Source organism: Micromonospora sp. HM5-17, assembly GCF_003762835.1.
Classification (GTDB): domain Bacteria; phylum Actinomycetota; class Actinomycetes; order Mycobacteriales; family Micromonosporaceae; genus Plantactinospora.
Genome location: NZ_RJWA01000006.1, coordinates 148,585 through 164,093, shown reverse-complemented (window position 1 = coordinate 164,093; position 15,509 = coordinate 148,585). Strand labels below are relative to the sequence as shown.

The following is a 15,509-nucleotide window of genomic DNA, read 5'->3' as shown; positions in this document are numbered from 1 at the left end:
GGCACCAAGGCGGGTGACGGGTGGACCATGGCCGCGCTACTTGTCCCTGTTCCCCGGCGGTCGGCGCGGGTCGGCGAGTGGGGCGATACGGTGGAGGTTTGGGAGTAGTTTCGTCTCCGTCTCGTCGGGACCGGGGCGTGTCAAAACGGGGGGATCCGGATGAGCGTGAGCATCGACCTGACCGGACGGACGGCGCTGGTGACCGGCTCGACCCAGGGCATCGGGGCCGCCATCGCGACCCAGCTCGCCCGAGCCGGCGCGCGGGTGGCGGTGAACGGGCGTACCCCTGACCGTGTTCGCGCGGCGGCCGCCGCGCTCCGGGACGAGGTACCCGGCGCCGAGGTTGTCGAGGTCGCTGCCGACGTCGCCACGGCCGAGGGCGCGGAGCAGGCGCTCGCACTCCTACCCACGGTGGACATCCTGGTGAACAACCTCGGCATCTTCGGCGCCCAGCCAGCCCTAAAGATCGACGACGCCGAGTGGCGCCGCTACTTCGAGGTCAACGTGCTGGCTGCGGTCCGGCTGACCCGCGCCTACCTGCCGGCCATGATGGAGCGGGGCTGGGGCCGCGTCCAGTACGTCGCCAGCGACTCGGCGGTGGTGATCCCGGCCGAGATGATCCACTACGGGGTGTCGAAGACCGCCCTGCTCGGCGTCTCCCGCGGCTTCGCCAAGGCCGCTGCCGGCACCGGGGTCACGGTCAACGCCGTCATCGCCGGCCCCACCCACACCGGTGGCGTCGAGGAGTTTGTCTACCAGTTGGTGGACCGGAACCTGCCGTGGGCGGAGGCGCAGCGTGAGTTCATGCGGGTGCACCGGCCACAGTCCCTGATCCAGCGGCTCATCGAGCCGGTCGAGATCGCTAACCTGGTTGTCTACCTGGCCTCCCCGCTCGCCTCGGCCACGACCGGGGCGGCGGTGCGCGTCGACGGCGGCTACGTCGACGCCATCGTGCCCTGACCGGCGGCCGAGCCCGGCCCGGTGCCGTCGGCCGGTGCGCTCGGAGCCGGCGAACCGGACGGCGCCCCGTGCTCTCTGGTGTGTCTCCGGGCGCACCGGGTAGCCGGCACCGACAGCGACCCGGCAGAGCGGAGGCACCCATGAACCTGTCCCATCTCCCGCTGCGCGTCGCGATCGGCGCCTACGTCCTGAATTCCGGACTGTCAAAGGTGGGCATCGCGGAGACGGCCGCCGGGGAGCTGCACGGGATGGCCGCCGGGGCGATCCCCCCGCTGCGGGGCATCCGACCCGGCGTCTTCGCCACGGCGCTCGCCGGTGCCGAGATCGCCCTCGGGGCCGCTCTGCTGGTACCGGTCGTTCCGTCCGCGCTGGCGGGGCTCGGCCTGGTCGGGTTCAGCGGAGGGCTGATCCGGCTCTACTGGGCGACCCCCGGGATGCGGGAGCCGGGCGGGCCCCGGCCGACCCAGCAGGGATCGGGGCTCGCGAAGGACGTCTGGCTCCTCGGCGCCGGCTTGACGCTGGTCCTTGACGACCTGCTCGGACGGGCCGCCGGCACCGGGCGGCCCTGGGGCCGGACCATCCGCTGTCGCCTTCGGCGCCGCTGATCGCCGGTCGGTTTCGCCGACCGGGACACCGGGTAGCCGGGTACCCAGACAGCGTCGCCGCCCGAGGCGTCGCCGGCGGCGGCCTCCGCGCGTGGCGCGACACCGTATCCGGGAGGGAACGACGTCATGGCCGGAATCACGCTGCGCAGCGTCGCCTTCAACGACCACGACCGGCTGCCGGACCGGTTCTCCCGGGCCGGCGGCAACATCTCGCCTCCGCTGGAGTGGTCCGGGGTCCCCGAGTCGGCGACGGAACTCGTCCTCCTGGTGGAGGACCGGGACGCCGGACCCACCCCCTTCCTGCACTGGCTGGTCACCGGGATCGACGCGGATTCCGGCGGCGTGGCCGAGGGCGAGACGCCACCGGGCGGCCGGGCCTGGGTCAACGGCTTCGGCACGCAGGGCTGGGCGGGGCCCCACCCGCCGGTGAACGACGACCCGCACCGGTACTTCTTCCGGCTCTACGCGGTGAACCGGCCGTTGGAGCTGCCGGCCACGCCCCAGGTGTCGGACGTCCACGCCGCCGTCGAACGGTTACAACTCGCCAGCGGGAACATGGTCGGCACGTTCGCCCGCTGATCCGCCCCACCGCGGGCCCGGACGCCCGATCCCCGTCCGGCGCGGGCGCCCCGCGCCGGACGTCGGGATGCGCCCACCGTCAGGCGTCGACCAGGTCGGTGGCGATGGCGAGTCGATCCAGGGAGAGGGCGCGGTAGTCGAACCAGTCGATCTGCACCGCACCCTCGGCGGCGTAGCAGCCGATGACCCGGCCGGTGAAGCCGCCGGCGACCTCGGTGGAGAGGTAGCGGCCGTCGAGCTCGGCGAGCGCGACGAACTCCCCGCTGTCGGTCTCAAAGCCCAGCCGGACCACGTCCGGTTCCTGCCGAGGGTGGTCCATGCCCGGCCCCGACGCCCAGGTCTCGACGCGGAGCACCGCCGGTCCGGAGAGTGGCCGGGTGGCCAGGCGCTGGGCCAGCGGACCGATCCGGGCCCGTACGCAGACCTCGCCGTCACCCAGCTCCACCGCGTAGTGGTGCTGTTCGTCGAGGCGGACCGCGAGCCCGCCCCGGCCCTGGGCGGCGTCGACCAGGGCACGTACCCGGAGGTCGTGCTGGTCCTGCCGACGCCCGGCGAAGGTGACGGTCGGGTCGTCGAGGGAGGCGCCCCGGGCCCGCAGCGTCAACCAGCCGGGGCGCTCGGTGAGGGAGACGTCCTCCGGCGGACGGGATCGTAGCGAGATCCAGCACGGGTGCAGCGTCGTGCTGTCGAAGTCGTCCCGCGCCGGCACGCCACCGACCGGTGCCGGGGGCAGCTCCGGGGCCCGCATCACCGGGTCGACCGGGCCGACGACGGGCCAGCCGTCCACCCAGGTGACCGGGGCGAGGAAGGTCTCCCGTCCCAGCACGTGCCATCCCGGGGTGCCGCCGCGGGGACGTACGCCGAGGAAGACCAGCCACCACGAGCCGTCCCCGGCCTGGACCAGGTCGCCGTGCCCGGTGTTCTGGATGGGGTGGTCGGTGCTGCGGTGACTGAGGATGGGATTGGCCGGGCAGGGTTCGAACGGGCCGTCCGGGGCCGGGCCGCGGGCGATCGAGACGCCGTGGCCGCGCTCGGTGCCGCCCTCGGCGATCAGCAGGTACCAGGTGTCGCCGATCCGGTAGAGGTGCGGTGCCTCCGGGTACTGCACGCCCGGGGTGCCGGACCAGATCCGTTTGGCCGGGCTCAGCACCGTCCCGGTGACCGGATCGATACGGTACTGGTCGATGCCGGCGGTGGTGCACCAGCAGACGCCGTCGTCGTCCCAGGCGAGATCGGGGTCGATGCCGGTCACCTCCGGCAGGTGGACCGGCTCCGACCAGGGACCGGCCGGGTCGTCGGCGGTTACCAGCAGGGTGCCGCCGTGCGGGATGTTCGTGGTGATCAGCCAGAATCGGCCGGCGTGGTGCCGCAGGGTCGGGGCGTAGATGCCGCCCGAGGAGGGCGTGCTGGGCGGCAGCCGCAGTTGACTGGGCCGGTCGAGCACGTTGCCGATCTGGCGCCACGAGACCAGATCCCGACTGTGGAAGATCGGGACTCCGGGAAAGTACTCGAAGCTCGAACAGACCAGGTAGTAGTCGTCGCCGACCCGGCACACGCTCGGATCCGGGTGGCAGCCGGGGAGGACCGGGTTGGCGAAGGTCCGCATCGGTCGTCGGCCTCGTCGGTCGGAGGCCGGGCTACCGGTCGTCCCGGTGACCGTGGTGTCGGGGCCGGGGCGCGGCGGTGGCCGCCGGGTGGAGGCTGGGGTTCCCGCCGGACGCGGTGCGGAGGATCGTCGTCGTGACGGGGCGGGTCAGCTTCATTGCCGGTCCTCTCCGACGAAAACCTTCCGGAATAATTCCGTAACTGGATCGGAACGCTATGGCCCCCGCTGCGGACAGTCAACCCTGTGGTTGCGGCAAAATACGGGGAAGGCGCGGTGCGGAAGCCGGTGCAGCCTCGAAAGAGTTTCGGTCGTAGGCTGGAGCCTCAACAAAGGAGCTGCCTCGTGACGGTCGACGAAGGACGAAGGATCACCATCACCGCCATCGCCCAGGAGGCGGGCGTGTCGGTGCCGACGGTCTCCCGGGTGCTCAACGGCCGTAACGACGTGGCGCCGCAGACCCGGGAGCGGGTGGAGGAGCTGCTGCGCCGGCACGGCTACCGGCGCCGGGCGACCCGACCGCGTGCCGGTGCCAGCCTCATCGACCTCATCTTCAACGACCTGGACAGCCCCTGGGCGGTGGAGATCATCCGTGGCGTGGAGGACGTGGCGCACGCCTCCGGGGTCGGCACCGTCGTCTCGGCGATCCACCGGCGCTCCACCTCGACGCGGCAGTGGTTGCAGAACCTCCGAACCCGGGCGACCGACGGGGTGATCCTGGTCGCCAGCGACCTCGCCCCGCCGGTGCACGCCGAGCTTCGCCGGCTGAACGTGCCGATGGTCCTCGTGGATCCCGCCGGCGTACCGAGCCTGGACATCCCCACCATCGGCGCCACCAACTGGGCGGGCGGGCTGCGCGCCACCGAGCACCTGCTCTCGCTGGGGCACCGGCGGATCGGGTTCATCGCCGGGCCACCCCGACTGCTCTGCAGCCGGGCCCGCCTCGACGGCTACCGGGCGGCCCTGGACGCCGCCGGCATCCCGCTCCGTGACGAGCTGATCGTTCCCGGTGATTTCTATCACGAGTCCGGCTTTTCGGGCGGTAGCGCCCTGCTGGACCTCGACGAGCCACCGACCGCGATCTTCGCCTCCAGCGACCAGATGGCCTTCGGGGCGTACGAGGCGGTCCGCCGGCGCGGACTGCGGGTCCCCGACGACGTGAGCGTGGTCGGCTTCGACGACCTCCCGGAGGCGCGCTGGGCCTCGCCCCCGCTCACGACGGTGCGGCAGCCGCTGGCCGAGATGGGCCTCCTCGCGGCTCGGACCGTGCTCCGGCTGGCCCAGGGCGAGCCGGTGGACACGCCGCGCGTCGAGCTCGCCACCGACCTGGTCGTCCGGGACAGCTCGGCGCCGTACCCACGCCGCTGATCGTCGCCGACGCGCCCGCCGGTGGCCGGGCGTCGTGGGCTCCGTACCTGAGCCGTGGGATCGACCGCCACCTGGCCCACGATGAGCCCTGTCGCCATCCCAACCCCGAAACTATCGGAATTCTTCCGGTAGGTTTTCCTGGCCCGTCCTCGGTCGGCGCTCCCCGATCCGACCGGGGCGGCGCGGGTTGGCCCGTACTGCCCGGGTCGGGGTGCCAGCGGGGCGGTTTGCCGGGTTAGAGGTGATCGGCCGCCGGGTACCACGGCTGGCGACGCCCGGCCGGCAGGCCGGAGCGCGTGACGGCGAGGGAGCAGCGATGAGACTCGACGACGACGACATCCGGACCTCGGGCGGCGGTGGCGGGGAGGGCCCGGCCGACGGGGGCGCCAACCCGATGGGCCGAGACGGGGGCGCGGACGGGAGCGCCGAGGGTCCGTACGACGCCGGGGCCACCCCGGGCCAGCACGATGGCGGCGCGGACGGGAGCGCCGAGGGTCCGGCCGACGGTGGTGCGACCCCGGGCCAGCACGACGGGGGCGCGGACGGGAGCGCCGAGGGTCCGTACGACGCCGGGGCCACCCCGGGCCAGCAGGACGGCGGCGCCGACAGCGCCGCCCGGTAATGGACCGTGACGACCGACGGGTGGCGGCCGCCGGACAGCCGGGTCGGCGGCCGCCCGGGACGGGGGCCGGCGACGACGGACGGCAGCGTCGCCCCGGCACCGGGCGGCCGGTGCCGGCGGCCCTGGGCCGCTGCGTCGCCGTTGAGCCGGGGAAGTTCGCCGCCGCCTACTGGGGACGCGCCCCGCTGCTGTCCCGGGCCGTCGACCTGCCGAACCCCGACGGCTTCACCGACCTGCTCGCCCCCGCCGACGCCGACGACCTGCTCAGTCGACGTGGCCTGCGTACGCCGTTCCTGCGGGTGGCCCGGGACGGTCAGGTACTGCCAGCCGACCGGTACACCGGCGGTGGCGGGGCGGGGGCGGAGATCGGCGACCAGGTGCTCGACGAGCGGGTTCTCGCGCTGTACGCCGACGGGGCCACCCTGGTGCTCCAGGGGCTGCACCGGACCTGGCCGCCCCTGGTCGACTTCGCCCGCGAGCTGAGCCTGACCCTGGGTCAACCGCTCCAGGTCAACGCCTACCTCACGCCGCCGGGCAACCAGGGGTTCGCCACCCACTACGACACCCACGACGTCTTCGTGCTCCAGGTCGACGGGCACAAGCACTGGCGGATCCACGAGCCGGTCCTGCCCGACCCGCTGGAACGGCAGCCGTGGGGCGGCCGCGCCGACGAGGTGGCCGCGGTGGCCGACGGCCCGCCCGCGCTCGACGTGGTCCTGGCCCCCGGCGACGCGCTCTATCTACCCCGCGGCTGGCTGCACAGCGCCCAGGCCCGCGACGAGGCGAGCCTGCATCTCACCGTCGGGGTCCGGGCACTGACCCGGTACACGATGGTCGAGGCGCTGCTCGACCTGGCCGCCGAGGACCGGCGACTCCGCGCCGGACTACCGTTCGGGATCGACGTCGCCGATCCCGACCAGGTGGAGCCGGAGCTGACCGAGACCGTCGAGGCGCTCCGGGATTGGCTGCTCCGGGTTGATCCGGCGGCCGTGGCCGAGCGGCTCCGGGCCCGTGCCTGGCCGGCCGCCCGACCGGCCCCGATCCGGCCGCTGGCGCAGGCGGCGGCGATCGCCCGGGTCGATCCCGACACCCGGCTGGCGCCGCGGGCCGGGCTCCGCTGGCAGCTCCGGCCCGATCCGGCGACCGGGGCGAGTGCGCCGGAGCGGGTCAGCCTGGTGCTCTTCGACCGCCGGATCAGTTTTCCGGCGCGGTGCGCCCCGGCGCTCCGGGCCGTCCTCTCCGGCGGGGTGATCCGGGTCGGCGATCTGCCGGCGCTCGACGACGACACCGACCGGGTCGTGCTGGCCCGCCGGCTGCTGCGTGAGGCGGTGGCGGTCCCGGCGTGACACGTGCCCCACCGGTGCGTCCCGCCGGCCGCAGGTGCGGCGTGATCGGCCGCCGCGCCCACCGGCCGGCGGGTGCGGCGGGGCGGCCTTCGCGTGCCGCGCCCGGCCGTCGCGCCCGTCGGGCGGGGCGCGACGTGTCGCGACAGCCAACCCCAACCACGAGCGAGCCTCACCGCAACAGGGTGAAGAGCGTACCCGTGGTGACGATCCCGGCGGCGACGACGACCAGTCCGGCCCGCAGGTCGAGGCTGGCGTGCCGGCGTTCGGCGAGGACCTTGGCCGGCACCAGGCCGACGACGGGTCCGAGCAGGGCCACCAGGAGCCCCAGCACCGGCATCCCGACCGCCAGGTCGCCGCCGTACCGGCTGCCGAGAGCCCGGGCGGCGAGCCCGAGCAGGTACGCGCCGGCCGCGCCGAGCAGCCCGAACAGCGCCAGCAGCGGGCGCGTCGTCCCCGGCAGCTCGCCCGGGGTCCGGGCACGTTCCAGCAGTTCCCGGGCCGCGTCCAGCAGCGCCTCGGTGTCGCCGGCGACCCCGGCCCGCGGCACCGGGGGCTCGCCGAAGCGCCGGCCCGACGACCCCAGGTGGCTGCGGAGGGTCGCCCAGAGATGCAGCACCTCGGTCTCGGTGGCGTCAACCTCCTCCTGGGCCGCCGCGACCTCGGCTTCGGCACGCCGCAGCGCCTGCTCGGCGTCGCGTACGGCGCGCTCGGCGGCGGCGCACTGCCGTTCGTACCAGCTGTCCGCCTCGGCGCGCTCGGCGGCGGCCCGTGCGGTCACCTCGGCCAGCTGCCGGATCAACCGGCTGTACGACTCGACCGGTTCCGGATACGCGCTCATCGCGCCGGCCCATACGGGATGATCACCTGGCCGGTGCGGTGGACCGAGCGGTCGAAGAAGAGGCCCCGCCAGGGCCGGGGATACCAGTCGGGGCCGCTGCCCGCGGCCGGGTACAGGGAGGTGGTGAGCTCCGCGCCCTGTACGTCGAGGGCGACCCAGGCCCCGATCTGGTCGGTTCGGGCCGCCGGCCCGCCGAGGTCGGCCCGCATCCGGGCCACCCCCCGCCACCAGGCGAAGGTGTGGGTACGCCGCTCCGGGCCGTTGTGTAGCACGTACCGCAGGTGATCCAGTCCGCTGCGCCGCCCCACCGTGGCGGCCAGGTGCCCGGCCGCGGCGTCGACCGCGTAGAGCAGCAGGTAGTGCGGCTCGCCGGGGGCGGTTCCCCGACCCAGCCCTTCCGCCGTCTCGGCCATCAGGTCCGCGATGTCCTCCTCGTCGTACCAGGCGGCGTCGTCGCCGAGCGCCTCGTAGAGCGACCGGGCGGCGCTGTCCGCGTCCGGATCGAGACAGGCGATGGAGAACCGGGCGGTGCCGGGCCGGTGCTGGCGCCGGAGCGAGCGGGCCGCGGCGTCCAGCACCGCGCACGCCTCGTCCACGCCGGTGCCGAGCACCGCGAGGTTCCGCCCCGGGGCCCGGGGCAACCGCATCCCCGCCGATCGCGCCTGTACGTCGATGATCTCGCCGAGCAGCGCCACCGGCCCGCGGGCGCCGCCGGTCCGCTCGGGTCCGGCGACCCCGTTCGCTCCGCCCGACGTGGTCCGGGTCTTCGTCCCGTCCCCCGCCCCGTTCGGGCCGCCGGCCGCGCGCTCCGGGTCGGTGGCCTCGGGACGGACCGGGTCCCCCGGACCGGCCGGATCACCTCCGACGTGCTCACCCCCGCTCGTGCCGAGTGGCCGCAGCGCGACGAAGTCGGGCGCCTCGTCCAGCCGGGGTATCGCGTCGCCGTCGAAGAGCCGGGCCGGCGCGGCGTCGGGCGGACGCATCCGCCAGAGCCGGTGCTGGAGATCGCTCCAGGTCGCCCAGTCGCTGGCCGCGGGGATCCGGGCCACCTGGTTGCCCTCCGGCATGCCCGACTCCGCGTTGATCACCGCGTGGTGCCGGGGCAGGGTCTGTGCGGCGTCGTTGCGTTCCGCCAGGATGCGCAGCGCCTTGGGCATCGCGATCCGGAGGGTGAACTGGGCGACCAGGGCCGGGCGGCCCCACAGCGCCTCGATGCCCCGGACGTCCTGGGAGGCGAGCACCAGGTGGATGCCCTGGGAACGGCCGCGTCGGGCCAGGTCCTCCAGGAGGTCGGCGGCCTCCCGGGCGAGCGCGTCGCGGCCGGCGAGCAGCATCTGGAACTCGTCCACCACGGCGACGATGCGCGGCCAGCGTCCCTCGGGGTCCACCGCCCGCAGCTCGGAGAGCTTGGTGACCTCGTGCCGCTTGGCGGCGTCCGCCCGGCGGCGCAGCTCCTCGGCGAGGAAGCGCAACAGGGCGAGGCCGAACTCGCGGTCGGTGTTGACGTTGATGCCGACCAGTCGCATGTGTGGCAGCCAGCTCGGGTCCCGCCGGCCCTGGGCGAACCGGGCGAACGACACTCCCTCCTTGAAGTCGAGCAGGTAGAACTCCAGTTCGGCGGGGGAGTAGCGAGCGGCGAGCGAACCGATCCAGGCGAAGATCAGGTTTGTCTTGCCGGTGCCGGAGGGGCCGCCGATCAACGCGTGCGGCGGGTAGTCGCCGAGGGTCAGCAGCACCGGTCGGCCCTGCGGTCCGTCGCCGATTGGCGCGGTCAGGCCGTGCGCCGAGTCCTCCCGCCACATCTCGTCCGGGGGCGGGAGCAGGTCGGTGAACGGGGTCGGCGGAGGACCGGCGTTGACCCGGGCGGCGATCTCCCGGCTGGTCTCGGTGACCAGTCCCGGCGGGGGTGGCGGGTCGAGCCGGACGGGCAGGCCCGGGCACGAGTCCAGGTGGGTCTCGTCGGCGCCCACCGCCACCCGGCGTACGACCGGCTCGTCCGGCAGGTCGATTCCCCGGACCACCAGGTGCACGCCGCAGGCCGCCCCGGTGCGGACCACCCGGTCGAGCTGGCTGCGTTCGTGTCGGGACAGCTCCTCACCGCCGAGCAGCACCGCGATCCGCCACGGCTCGGGGCGCCGACCGGTCGCCGTCGCCAGCTCCCGCAGCGAGCGGTACTCGCCGGCCAGGACCGTCTCGTTGATCCGACGGATCTGGTCGACGAGGTCGTCGAGGAGCCGGGCCAGGCCGCCGGGGCCGACGAAGGTCAGCAGCCCCGCGGTGGAGAGCGGGGCGAACCCGGCGAGCCCGCCGCCGAGGTGGTCGGGGTCGTAACCGACCAGTCGGATCGCCCCGGGGTTGGCCCGGCCGAGCGCGCGCAGCAGCAGGGTGGCGACGACGGCGTCGCAGCCGGCCCGGTCGGGACCCGAGAGGTGGACGTGACCGGCGTCAAGGAGCGGCACCAGGGCCGGCACCGGCGGGCCGTCGGCGACCCGCACCGTCCCGATCCGCAGCGCCCCGGGGCGCTCACCCCGAACCACCGGGGTCGGCTGCCAGCCGGGCCACTCTGCCCCGGCGGCTCCGGGCGCCTCACAGGCCGCCGCCCTGGCCGCCTGCTCGGCGAGGCGGGTGAGCTGGGCGGCGTACCGGTCGGTCAGCTCGGCGAGGCGGCGGTCGCGCTCCGCGCCGACCCGCACCGGTATCCGGGTGGCGGCCTCACGGGTCCGGTGGAGGCGGGCCACGGCGGCGTCCCGCTCCGCCCGGGCCGTGGCGAGTCGGGTCCGCGCGGACCCCAGGGCGTGCGACAACACGTCGCGGACCCGGGTGACGAGCTGGGTCCGGAGGTCAGGCATGGGTGTCCCGGGGGGTGCGGGCGGTGACCGGACGCTGGTCGACGCCGAGCCGCTGCATGAGCAGCCCGGTGACGATACCGGCGGCGACCGCCGGGTCGGCGGGGTGTGGCTGCTCCGCCGGGTTCTTCGGCGGAGGCATCCGGCAGACCCGGCTCAGCAGCGTGTCGAGCACCGCGGGGGGCAGGTTGGGCAGGAGGTCGTTGACCCGCCCGCCGACCTCGCGACGGAGCCGGGGCAGGTCCGCCGCCCGGGGTGGGTGGCCGAGGAGTTCCGTCGCCAGGTCCCGTAGCACCGGCGGGGCGACCGAGGCGAGCCCGAGTCCGACGTTGGCGTCGACGGCGCGCAGCTCGGTCTGCAGCCGGCTCCGGTCACCGGAGCGGACGCCGTGGGTCACCCGGCGCAGTAGCTCCTCCGCGTCGGTGATCTCCCGGTTCGGCTCGACGGCGGGAGCATCGCGGTGGTCGAACAGCTCGGCGACCCGGACGGACCACCAGCGTCCCCCGGGGCCGGCGGTGACTCGGCGCGGGGCGACGCCGGCGTCCCCCGAGGGCTCCGGCTGGTCCGGCGCCGGTGCCTCCGGCCGTCTGACCGGGGCGCCGTCCCGGCCCAGCCCGATTGCCGCCAGGTACGTCGCGAGCTGCTCCTGGGCCAGCCGCAGGGCGTGGCCGGCGGCCTCGGCGTGCTCGGTGGCGGCGGAGAGTTCCGGTACGCCCATCGGGTCGACGGACTCCTGCCGGACCCAGCGCAGCCGGTCGGAGGCGAGCTTGAGCCGGTCGAGCGCCTCCACCACGAGCCCGACCGGCAGGTCGTCGGAGGCGGCCCGGATCCGGGCGCCGAGTTCCTCGATGATGGACATCCGGATCAGAGCGTCGAGACGTAGAGCTGGGCCTGTTCGACCGCGGCGAGCGTGGCGGCGAGGCACTCCTCGAGTTCCTGCGCGGCCTGGGAGAGCGACGCCTGGGCGGCCTCGACGGTGGCGTGCCCGCTGCCCTCCAACGCGCCGGCCAGGGTCTGCTGCGCCTCAGCGAGTTTCTCGCTGGCGGCCTGGACCGCGGCCTGGCCATCGCCGATCTGTTGGAGTGCGGCATCGATGGCTGCCTTCAGCTCGGCGACGCTCGCCACGACGAAACCTCCTGGGGGCGGGGAGGGCTCTTATTAGAGCTTATCCCCGCGGCCCTTCGGTGCACCCCTGGGCGGTTACCGCCCCGGTGTCCGGATCGGCGCCGGACCGACAAGATCGTCGCAGCTCGGCCAACCTGCTACTTTCCGTGATCGTCTGGCTACTTCGTCAGATCTCCGACAGTTGGCTCCCGGTGGGTTGGTTTCCCTGACCGGGTGTCAGCCACCGGGGGCCGCGTACCTCGACGCCGAGCGCCGCCACCCGGGAGCGCAACTCCCGGTCCGCGGTGACCACCACGCAGCTCCGGGCGGTCGCCTCGGTCCGGACCAGCGCCACGATCGCGTCGTCGCCGGACGACTCGGCGGCGACGACCCGGACCTCCGCGCTGGCCGCGACCTGTCGGGCCGCCCCCTCGACCACCAGCACGACCTCGACCGGCGGGGGCAGCCCCGGCAGGCCGTGCCGGCGCAGTGGCGCCAGCCGGTCGCGCAGCCGGGTCGTCGCGCCGACCCGGTCGCGCCACCAGCCGTCCGGCACCGACCCCACGACGTTGGCGGCGTCGACAACCAGCAGCGGCTCAGGCTCCATCCGTCCAGCCTGCCACCGGCGCGATGGCCTGGCACGCCGCCGCTCCGTACCGACGGCCGGCTCGTCTCGCACCGCCGGCGGCCGGCTCGTCCGGGGCCGCCACCGTCGCGCCGAGCCCGGCATGGCCTCTCCCGGGGCCCGGCCCGACCTGTAGGGCCGGCTCCCGACGGGTCGTCGCGCGCCCGGACGGCGCCCTCGTCCCGATACGCCGGACCCGCCCGACCAGGGCCGATTAGCCCCCGACGGGCCCCGCTCCGGTTGCGGTTACGGCACGTTTGTCGGGCCTGCGGCCGGGTAGGCCAGACAGCGCCAGTGCCCGCGCCCGTTGCGAGGCGCCCGGGAGGGGGACGAGAGATGACGCAGGGACCCGGCGACTTCGGCGTTGACCCGTGGGACGAGTTCCTGGCCCGGTACTTCGGGCGCGGGGAGAGCCGCCGGCAGGGTCAGCGGGTGGACATCACCCGGCTGATGACCGCGGACGCCCGGGAGATGCTCGCCGACGCGGCCCGCCGGGCGGCGCAGGCGAACAGCAGCGACCTGGACACCGACCACCTGCTCTGGGCGGCCCTGCAACGTGAGCCGCTGCGGGACCTGCTCGGCCGGGCCGGCGCCGACCCGGACGCGCTGCTCGGCGCCCTCGGCGGCGAGCAGCGGGTGCAGCGTCCGGCCCGGCACGGCCAGGTCCCGTCGAACATCTCGCTCACCCCGGCGGCGAAGCGGGCACTGCTCGACGCCCACCAGCTCTCCCGGGCCATGGGCGCCACGTACATCGGCCCCGAGCACATCCTGATGGCGCTCCCGCTCAACCCCGAGTCGCCGGCCGGGCGGATGCTCGCCGCTGGCCGGATCCAGCCCCAGTCGCTCCAGGCCGCGAGTGTGAGCGGCGGAGTCGTCGGGCGCCCCGACCGGGGCACCCCGACCCTCGACCAGTACGGGCAGGACCTCACCGACCTGGCCCGGGCGGACGAGATCGACCCGGTGATCGGGCGGGGCGACGAGATCGAGCAGGCGGTGGAGATCCTCTCCCGGCGTACCAAGAACAACCCCGTGCTGATCGGCGAGGCCGGGGTCGGGAAGACCGCCATCGTCGAGGGGCTCGCCGAGCGGATCGCCGACGGGGACGTCCCGCAGACCCTGATCGGCAAGCGGGTGGTCCAGTTGGACCTGGCCGGGCTGGTCGCCGGGACCCGCTACCGGGGCGACTTCGAGGAGCGGCTGAAGAAGGTCATCGACGAGATCCGGGCACACGGCGACGAGCTGATCATTTTCCTCGACGAACTGCACACCTTGGTCGGCGCGGGCGGTGCCGGCGCCGAGGGCGGGATGGACGCGAGCAACATGCTCAAGCCGGCGCTGGCCCGCGGCGACATGCGGGTGATCGGCGCGACCACCCTGAACGAGTACCGGCGCCACATCGAGAAGGACGCCGCGCTGGCGCGGCGGTTCCAGCCGGTGCTGGTGCCGGAACCCACCATCGACGACACGGTGGAGATCCTGCGCGGGCTGCGGGACCGGTACGAGGCCCACCACCAGGTGCGGTTCACCGACGAGGCGCTCGTCGCCGCGGCCGAGCTCTCCGACCGGTACGTCACCGACCGGTTCCTGCCGGACAAGGCGATCGACCTGCTCGACCAGGCGGGCGCGCGGGTGCGGCTGCGCACCCGGACCCCCGCCGGCGACGTACGGGAACTGGAACGGGAACTGGAGGAGGTGAAGCGGGACAAGGACCAGGCGGTCGCCGACGAGCAGTACGAGCGCGCCTCCGAACTGCGCGACCGCTGCCACGAGCTCAAGGAGCGCCTCGAGGCCGCCCGCGGCGACGGCGGTCAGCCGGCGGTGCCGGAGGTGGGGCCGCACGAGATCGCCGAGGTGGTCTCCCGGGCGACCGGGATCCCGGTCAGCCAGCTCACCGAGGAGGAACGGGACCGGCTGCTGCGCCTGGAGGGCCACCTGCACGAGCGGGTGATCGGCCAGGACGCCGCGGTGACCGCGGTCGCCGAGGCGGTCCGGCGCTCCCGGACGGGGTTGGCCGATCCGGACCGGCCGATGGGGAGCTTCCTCTTCCTCGGCCCGACCGGGGTGGGCAAGACGGAGCTGGCCCGGGCGTTGGCCGAGGCGCTCTTCGGGGAGCAGGACCGGATGGTCCGGCTGGACATGAGCGAGTTCCAGGAGCGGCACACCGTGAGTCGGTTGGTGGGTGCCCCGCCCGGGTACGTCGGGTACGAGGAGGCGGGTCAGCTGACCGAGGCGGTGCGGCGCCGGCCGTACGCGGTGGTGCTGCTCGACGAGATCGAGAAGGCCCACCCGGACGTCTTCAACATCCTCCTGCAGGTCCTCGACGACGGCCGGCTCACCGACAGCCAGGGGCGGACGGTGAACTTCCGGAACACCGTGCTGATCATGACGAGCAACCTGGGTTCGGAGCTGATCACCGGCACCCAGCGCAGCATCGGCTTCGGTGGCGGGGCCGCGACCGGGGCAGACCAGGAGAACGCCGAGTTGCGGGACCGGCTGATGCGCCGCCTGCAGGAGCAGTTCCGGCCAGAGTTCCTCAACCGGATCGACGAGGTGATCATCTTCCGCCGACTGGAGAGCGAGCAGCTGCGGCAGATCACCGAGCTGTTGCTGGAGGAGACGCGCCGACGGCTTCGGGCCCAGGACATCGGCGTCGAGATCACCACCGACGGGGTGGACTGGATCGCCCGGCACGGCTACGAGCCGCAGTTCGGCGCCCGACCGCTGCGCCGGACGATCCAGCGGGAGGTCGACACCCGGCTCTCCCGGATGCTGCTCGACGGCACGCTCGCGCCGGGGCAGCACGTCACGGTCGGCGCCCGCGACGACGAGTTGACGTTCGAGGTGTCCGAGGGGGAGCGGTCGAGCGGACGGAGCCCGGCCGCCCTCTCCGCAGGCCGGTGAGCTGCCAAATGGTGCGCGCCGGTGAGCTGCCGGGTGTGCCCGGGTCCCGGTGGCCTGCCGGGTCGGGGCCGGTCCGGTAGCCGTCGGGTGGGGTGGCGCCCCGGTGGCGGGG

General features: G+C 74.5%; 12 protein-coding genes and 2 pseudogenes. 7 read left to right on the top strand and 7 right to left on the bottom strand.

What is annotated here, in order from left to right; all coding sequences use genetic code 11:
- Positions 1-159 precede the first annotated feature (159 nt).
- The 3 genes from EF879_RS18475 (at position 160) to EF879_RS18465 (ending at position 2,144) form a co-directional block, all read left to right on the top strand.
- The gene (locus EF879_RS18475; RefSeq protein ID WP_199736499.1) at positions 160-960 is read left to right on the top strand and encodes an SDR family NAD(P)-dependent oxidoreductase; all 801 of its coding nucleotides are present in this window, start codon (positions 160-162) and stop codon (positions 958-960) included.
- 140 nt (positions 961-1,100) lie between these two features.
- Positions 1,101-1,565 carry a hypothetical protein gene (locus EF879_RS18470; RefSeq protein ID WP_123560291.1) on the top strand — a complete coding sequence of 155 codons (465 nt, stop codon included), beginning with the start codon at positions 1,101-1,103 and terminating at the stop codon, positions 1,563-1,565.
- Positions 1,566-1,691: 126 nt separating this feature from the next.
- Positions 1,692-2,144: a YbhB/YbcL family Raf kinase inhibitor-like protein gene (locus EF879_RS18465; RefSeq protein WP_123560289.1), complete on the top strand. Its 453-nt coding sequence runs from the start codon at positions 1,692-1,694 to the stop codon at positions 2,142-2,144.
- A gap of 79 nt (positions 2,145-2,223) precedes the next feature.
- Here the strand turns inward: EF879_RS18465 and EF879_RS18460 are convergent, their stop codons facing one another.
- Entirely contained in the window at positions 2,224-3,750 is a 1,527-nt protein-coding gene (locus EF879_RS18460) for a glycoside hydrolase family 43 protein (RefSeq protein ID WP_123560287.1), read from the bottom strand.
- A gap of 342 nt (positions 3,751-4,092) precedes the next feature.
- Here EF879_RS18460 and EF879_RS18455 point away from each other — a divergent pair, with 342 nt between their 5' ends.
- The 3 genes from EF879_RS18455 (at position 4,093) to EF879_RS18445 (ending at position 7,083) form a co-directional block, all read left to right on the top strand.
- Positions 4,093-5,115, top strand: a complete 1,023-nt coding sequence (locus EF879_RS18455; RefSeq protein ID WP_123560285.1) for a LacI family DNA-binding transcriptional regulator — start codon at positions 4,093-4,095, stop codon at positions 5,113-5,115.
- A gap of 316 nt (positions 5,116-5,431) precedes the next feature.
- Complete coding sequence (locus tag EF879_RS18450; RefSeq protein WP_123560283.1) at positions 5,432-5,737, top strand: hypothetical protein; 306 nt, start codon at positions 5,432-5,434, stop codon at positions 5,735-5,737.
- Positions 5,737-7,083 (top strand): cupin domain-containing protein, encoded by a 1,347-nt coding sequence (locus tag EF879_RS18445; protein WP_123560281.1) that lies wholly within the window; start codon positions 5,737-5,739, stop codon positions 7,081-7,083. The genes EF879_RS18450 and EF879_RS18445 overlap by 1 nt, the downstream gene beginning before the upstream one ends.
- A 169-nt stretch (positions 7,084-7,252) precedes the next feature.
- Here the strand turns inward: EF879_RS18445 and EF879_RS18440 are convergent, their stop codons facing one another.
- From EF879_RS18440 to EF879_RS18420, 6 genes and pseudogenes are all read right to left on the bottom strand, one after another.
- A complete protein-coding gene (locus EF879_RS18440) occupies positions 7,253-7,921 on the bottom strand; it encodes a hypothetical protein (RefSeq protein ID WP_123560279.1) in 669 nt (222 codons plus the stop codon).
- Positions 7,918-8,652, bottom strand: a pseudogene (locus tag EF879_RS28850) (cell division protein FtsK); the annotation flags it as partial. The gene EF879_RS18440 and the pseudogene EF879_RS28850, both read right to left, overlap by 4 nt.
- 165 nt (positions 8,653-8,817) lie before the next feature.
- Positions 8,818-10,770 (bottom strand): annotated as a pseudogene (locus EF879_RS18435) (FtsK/SpoIIIE domain-containing protein); the annotation flags it as partial.
- Positions 10,763-11,626, bottom strand: coding sequence for a hypothetical protein (locus tag EF879_RS18430; protein ID WP_123560276.1), 864 nt, complete (start codon positions 11,624-11,626; stop codon positions 10,763-10,765). The pseudogene EF879_RS18435 and the gene EF879_RS18430, both read right to left, overlap by 8 nt.
- A gap of 5 nt (positions 11,627-11,631) precedes the next feature.
- Entirely contained in the window at positions 11,632-11,892 is a 261-nt protein-coding gene (locus EF879_RS18425) for a hypothetical protein (RefSeq protein ID WP_123560274.1), read from the bottom strand.
- A 166-nt stretch (positions 11,893-12,058) separates the two neighbouring features.
- Positions 12,059-12,478, bottom strand: a complete 420-nt coding sequence (locus EF879_RS18420) for a hypothetical protein (RefSeq protein WP_123560272.1) — start codon at positions 12,476-12,478, stop codon at positions 12,059-12,061.
- A gap of 354 nt (positions 12,479-12,832) precedes the next feature.
- Here EF879_RS18420 and EF879_RS18415 point away from each other — a divergent pair, with 354 nt between their 5' ends.
- Positions 12,833-15,397 (top strand): ATP-dependent Clp protease ATP-binding subunit, encoded by a 2,565-nt coding sequence (locus EF879_RS18415; protein WP_123560270.1) that lies wholly within the window; start codon positions 12,833-12,835, stop codon positions 15,395-15,397.
- The last annotated feature ends 112 nt before the right edge of the window (positions 15,398-15,509 follow it).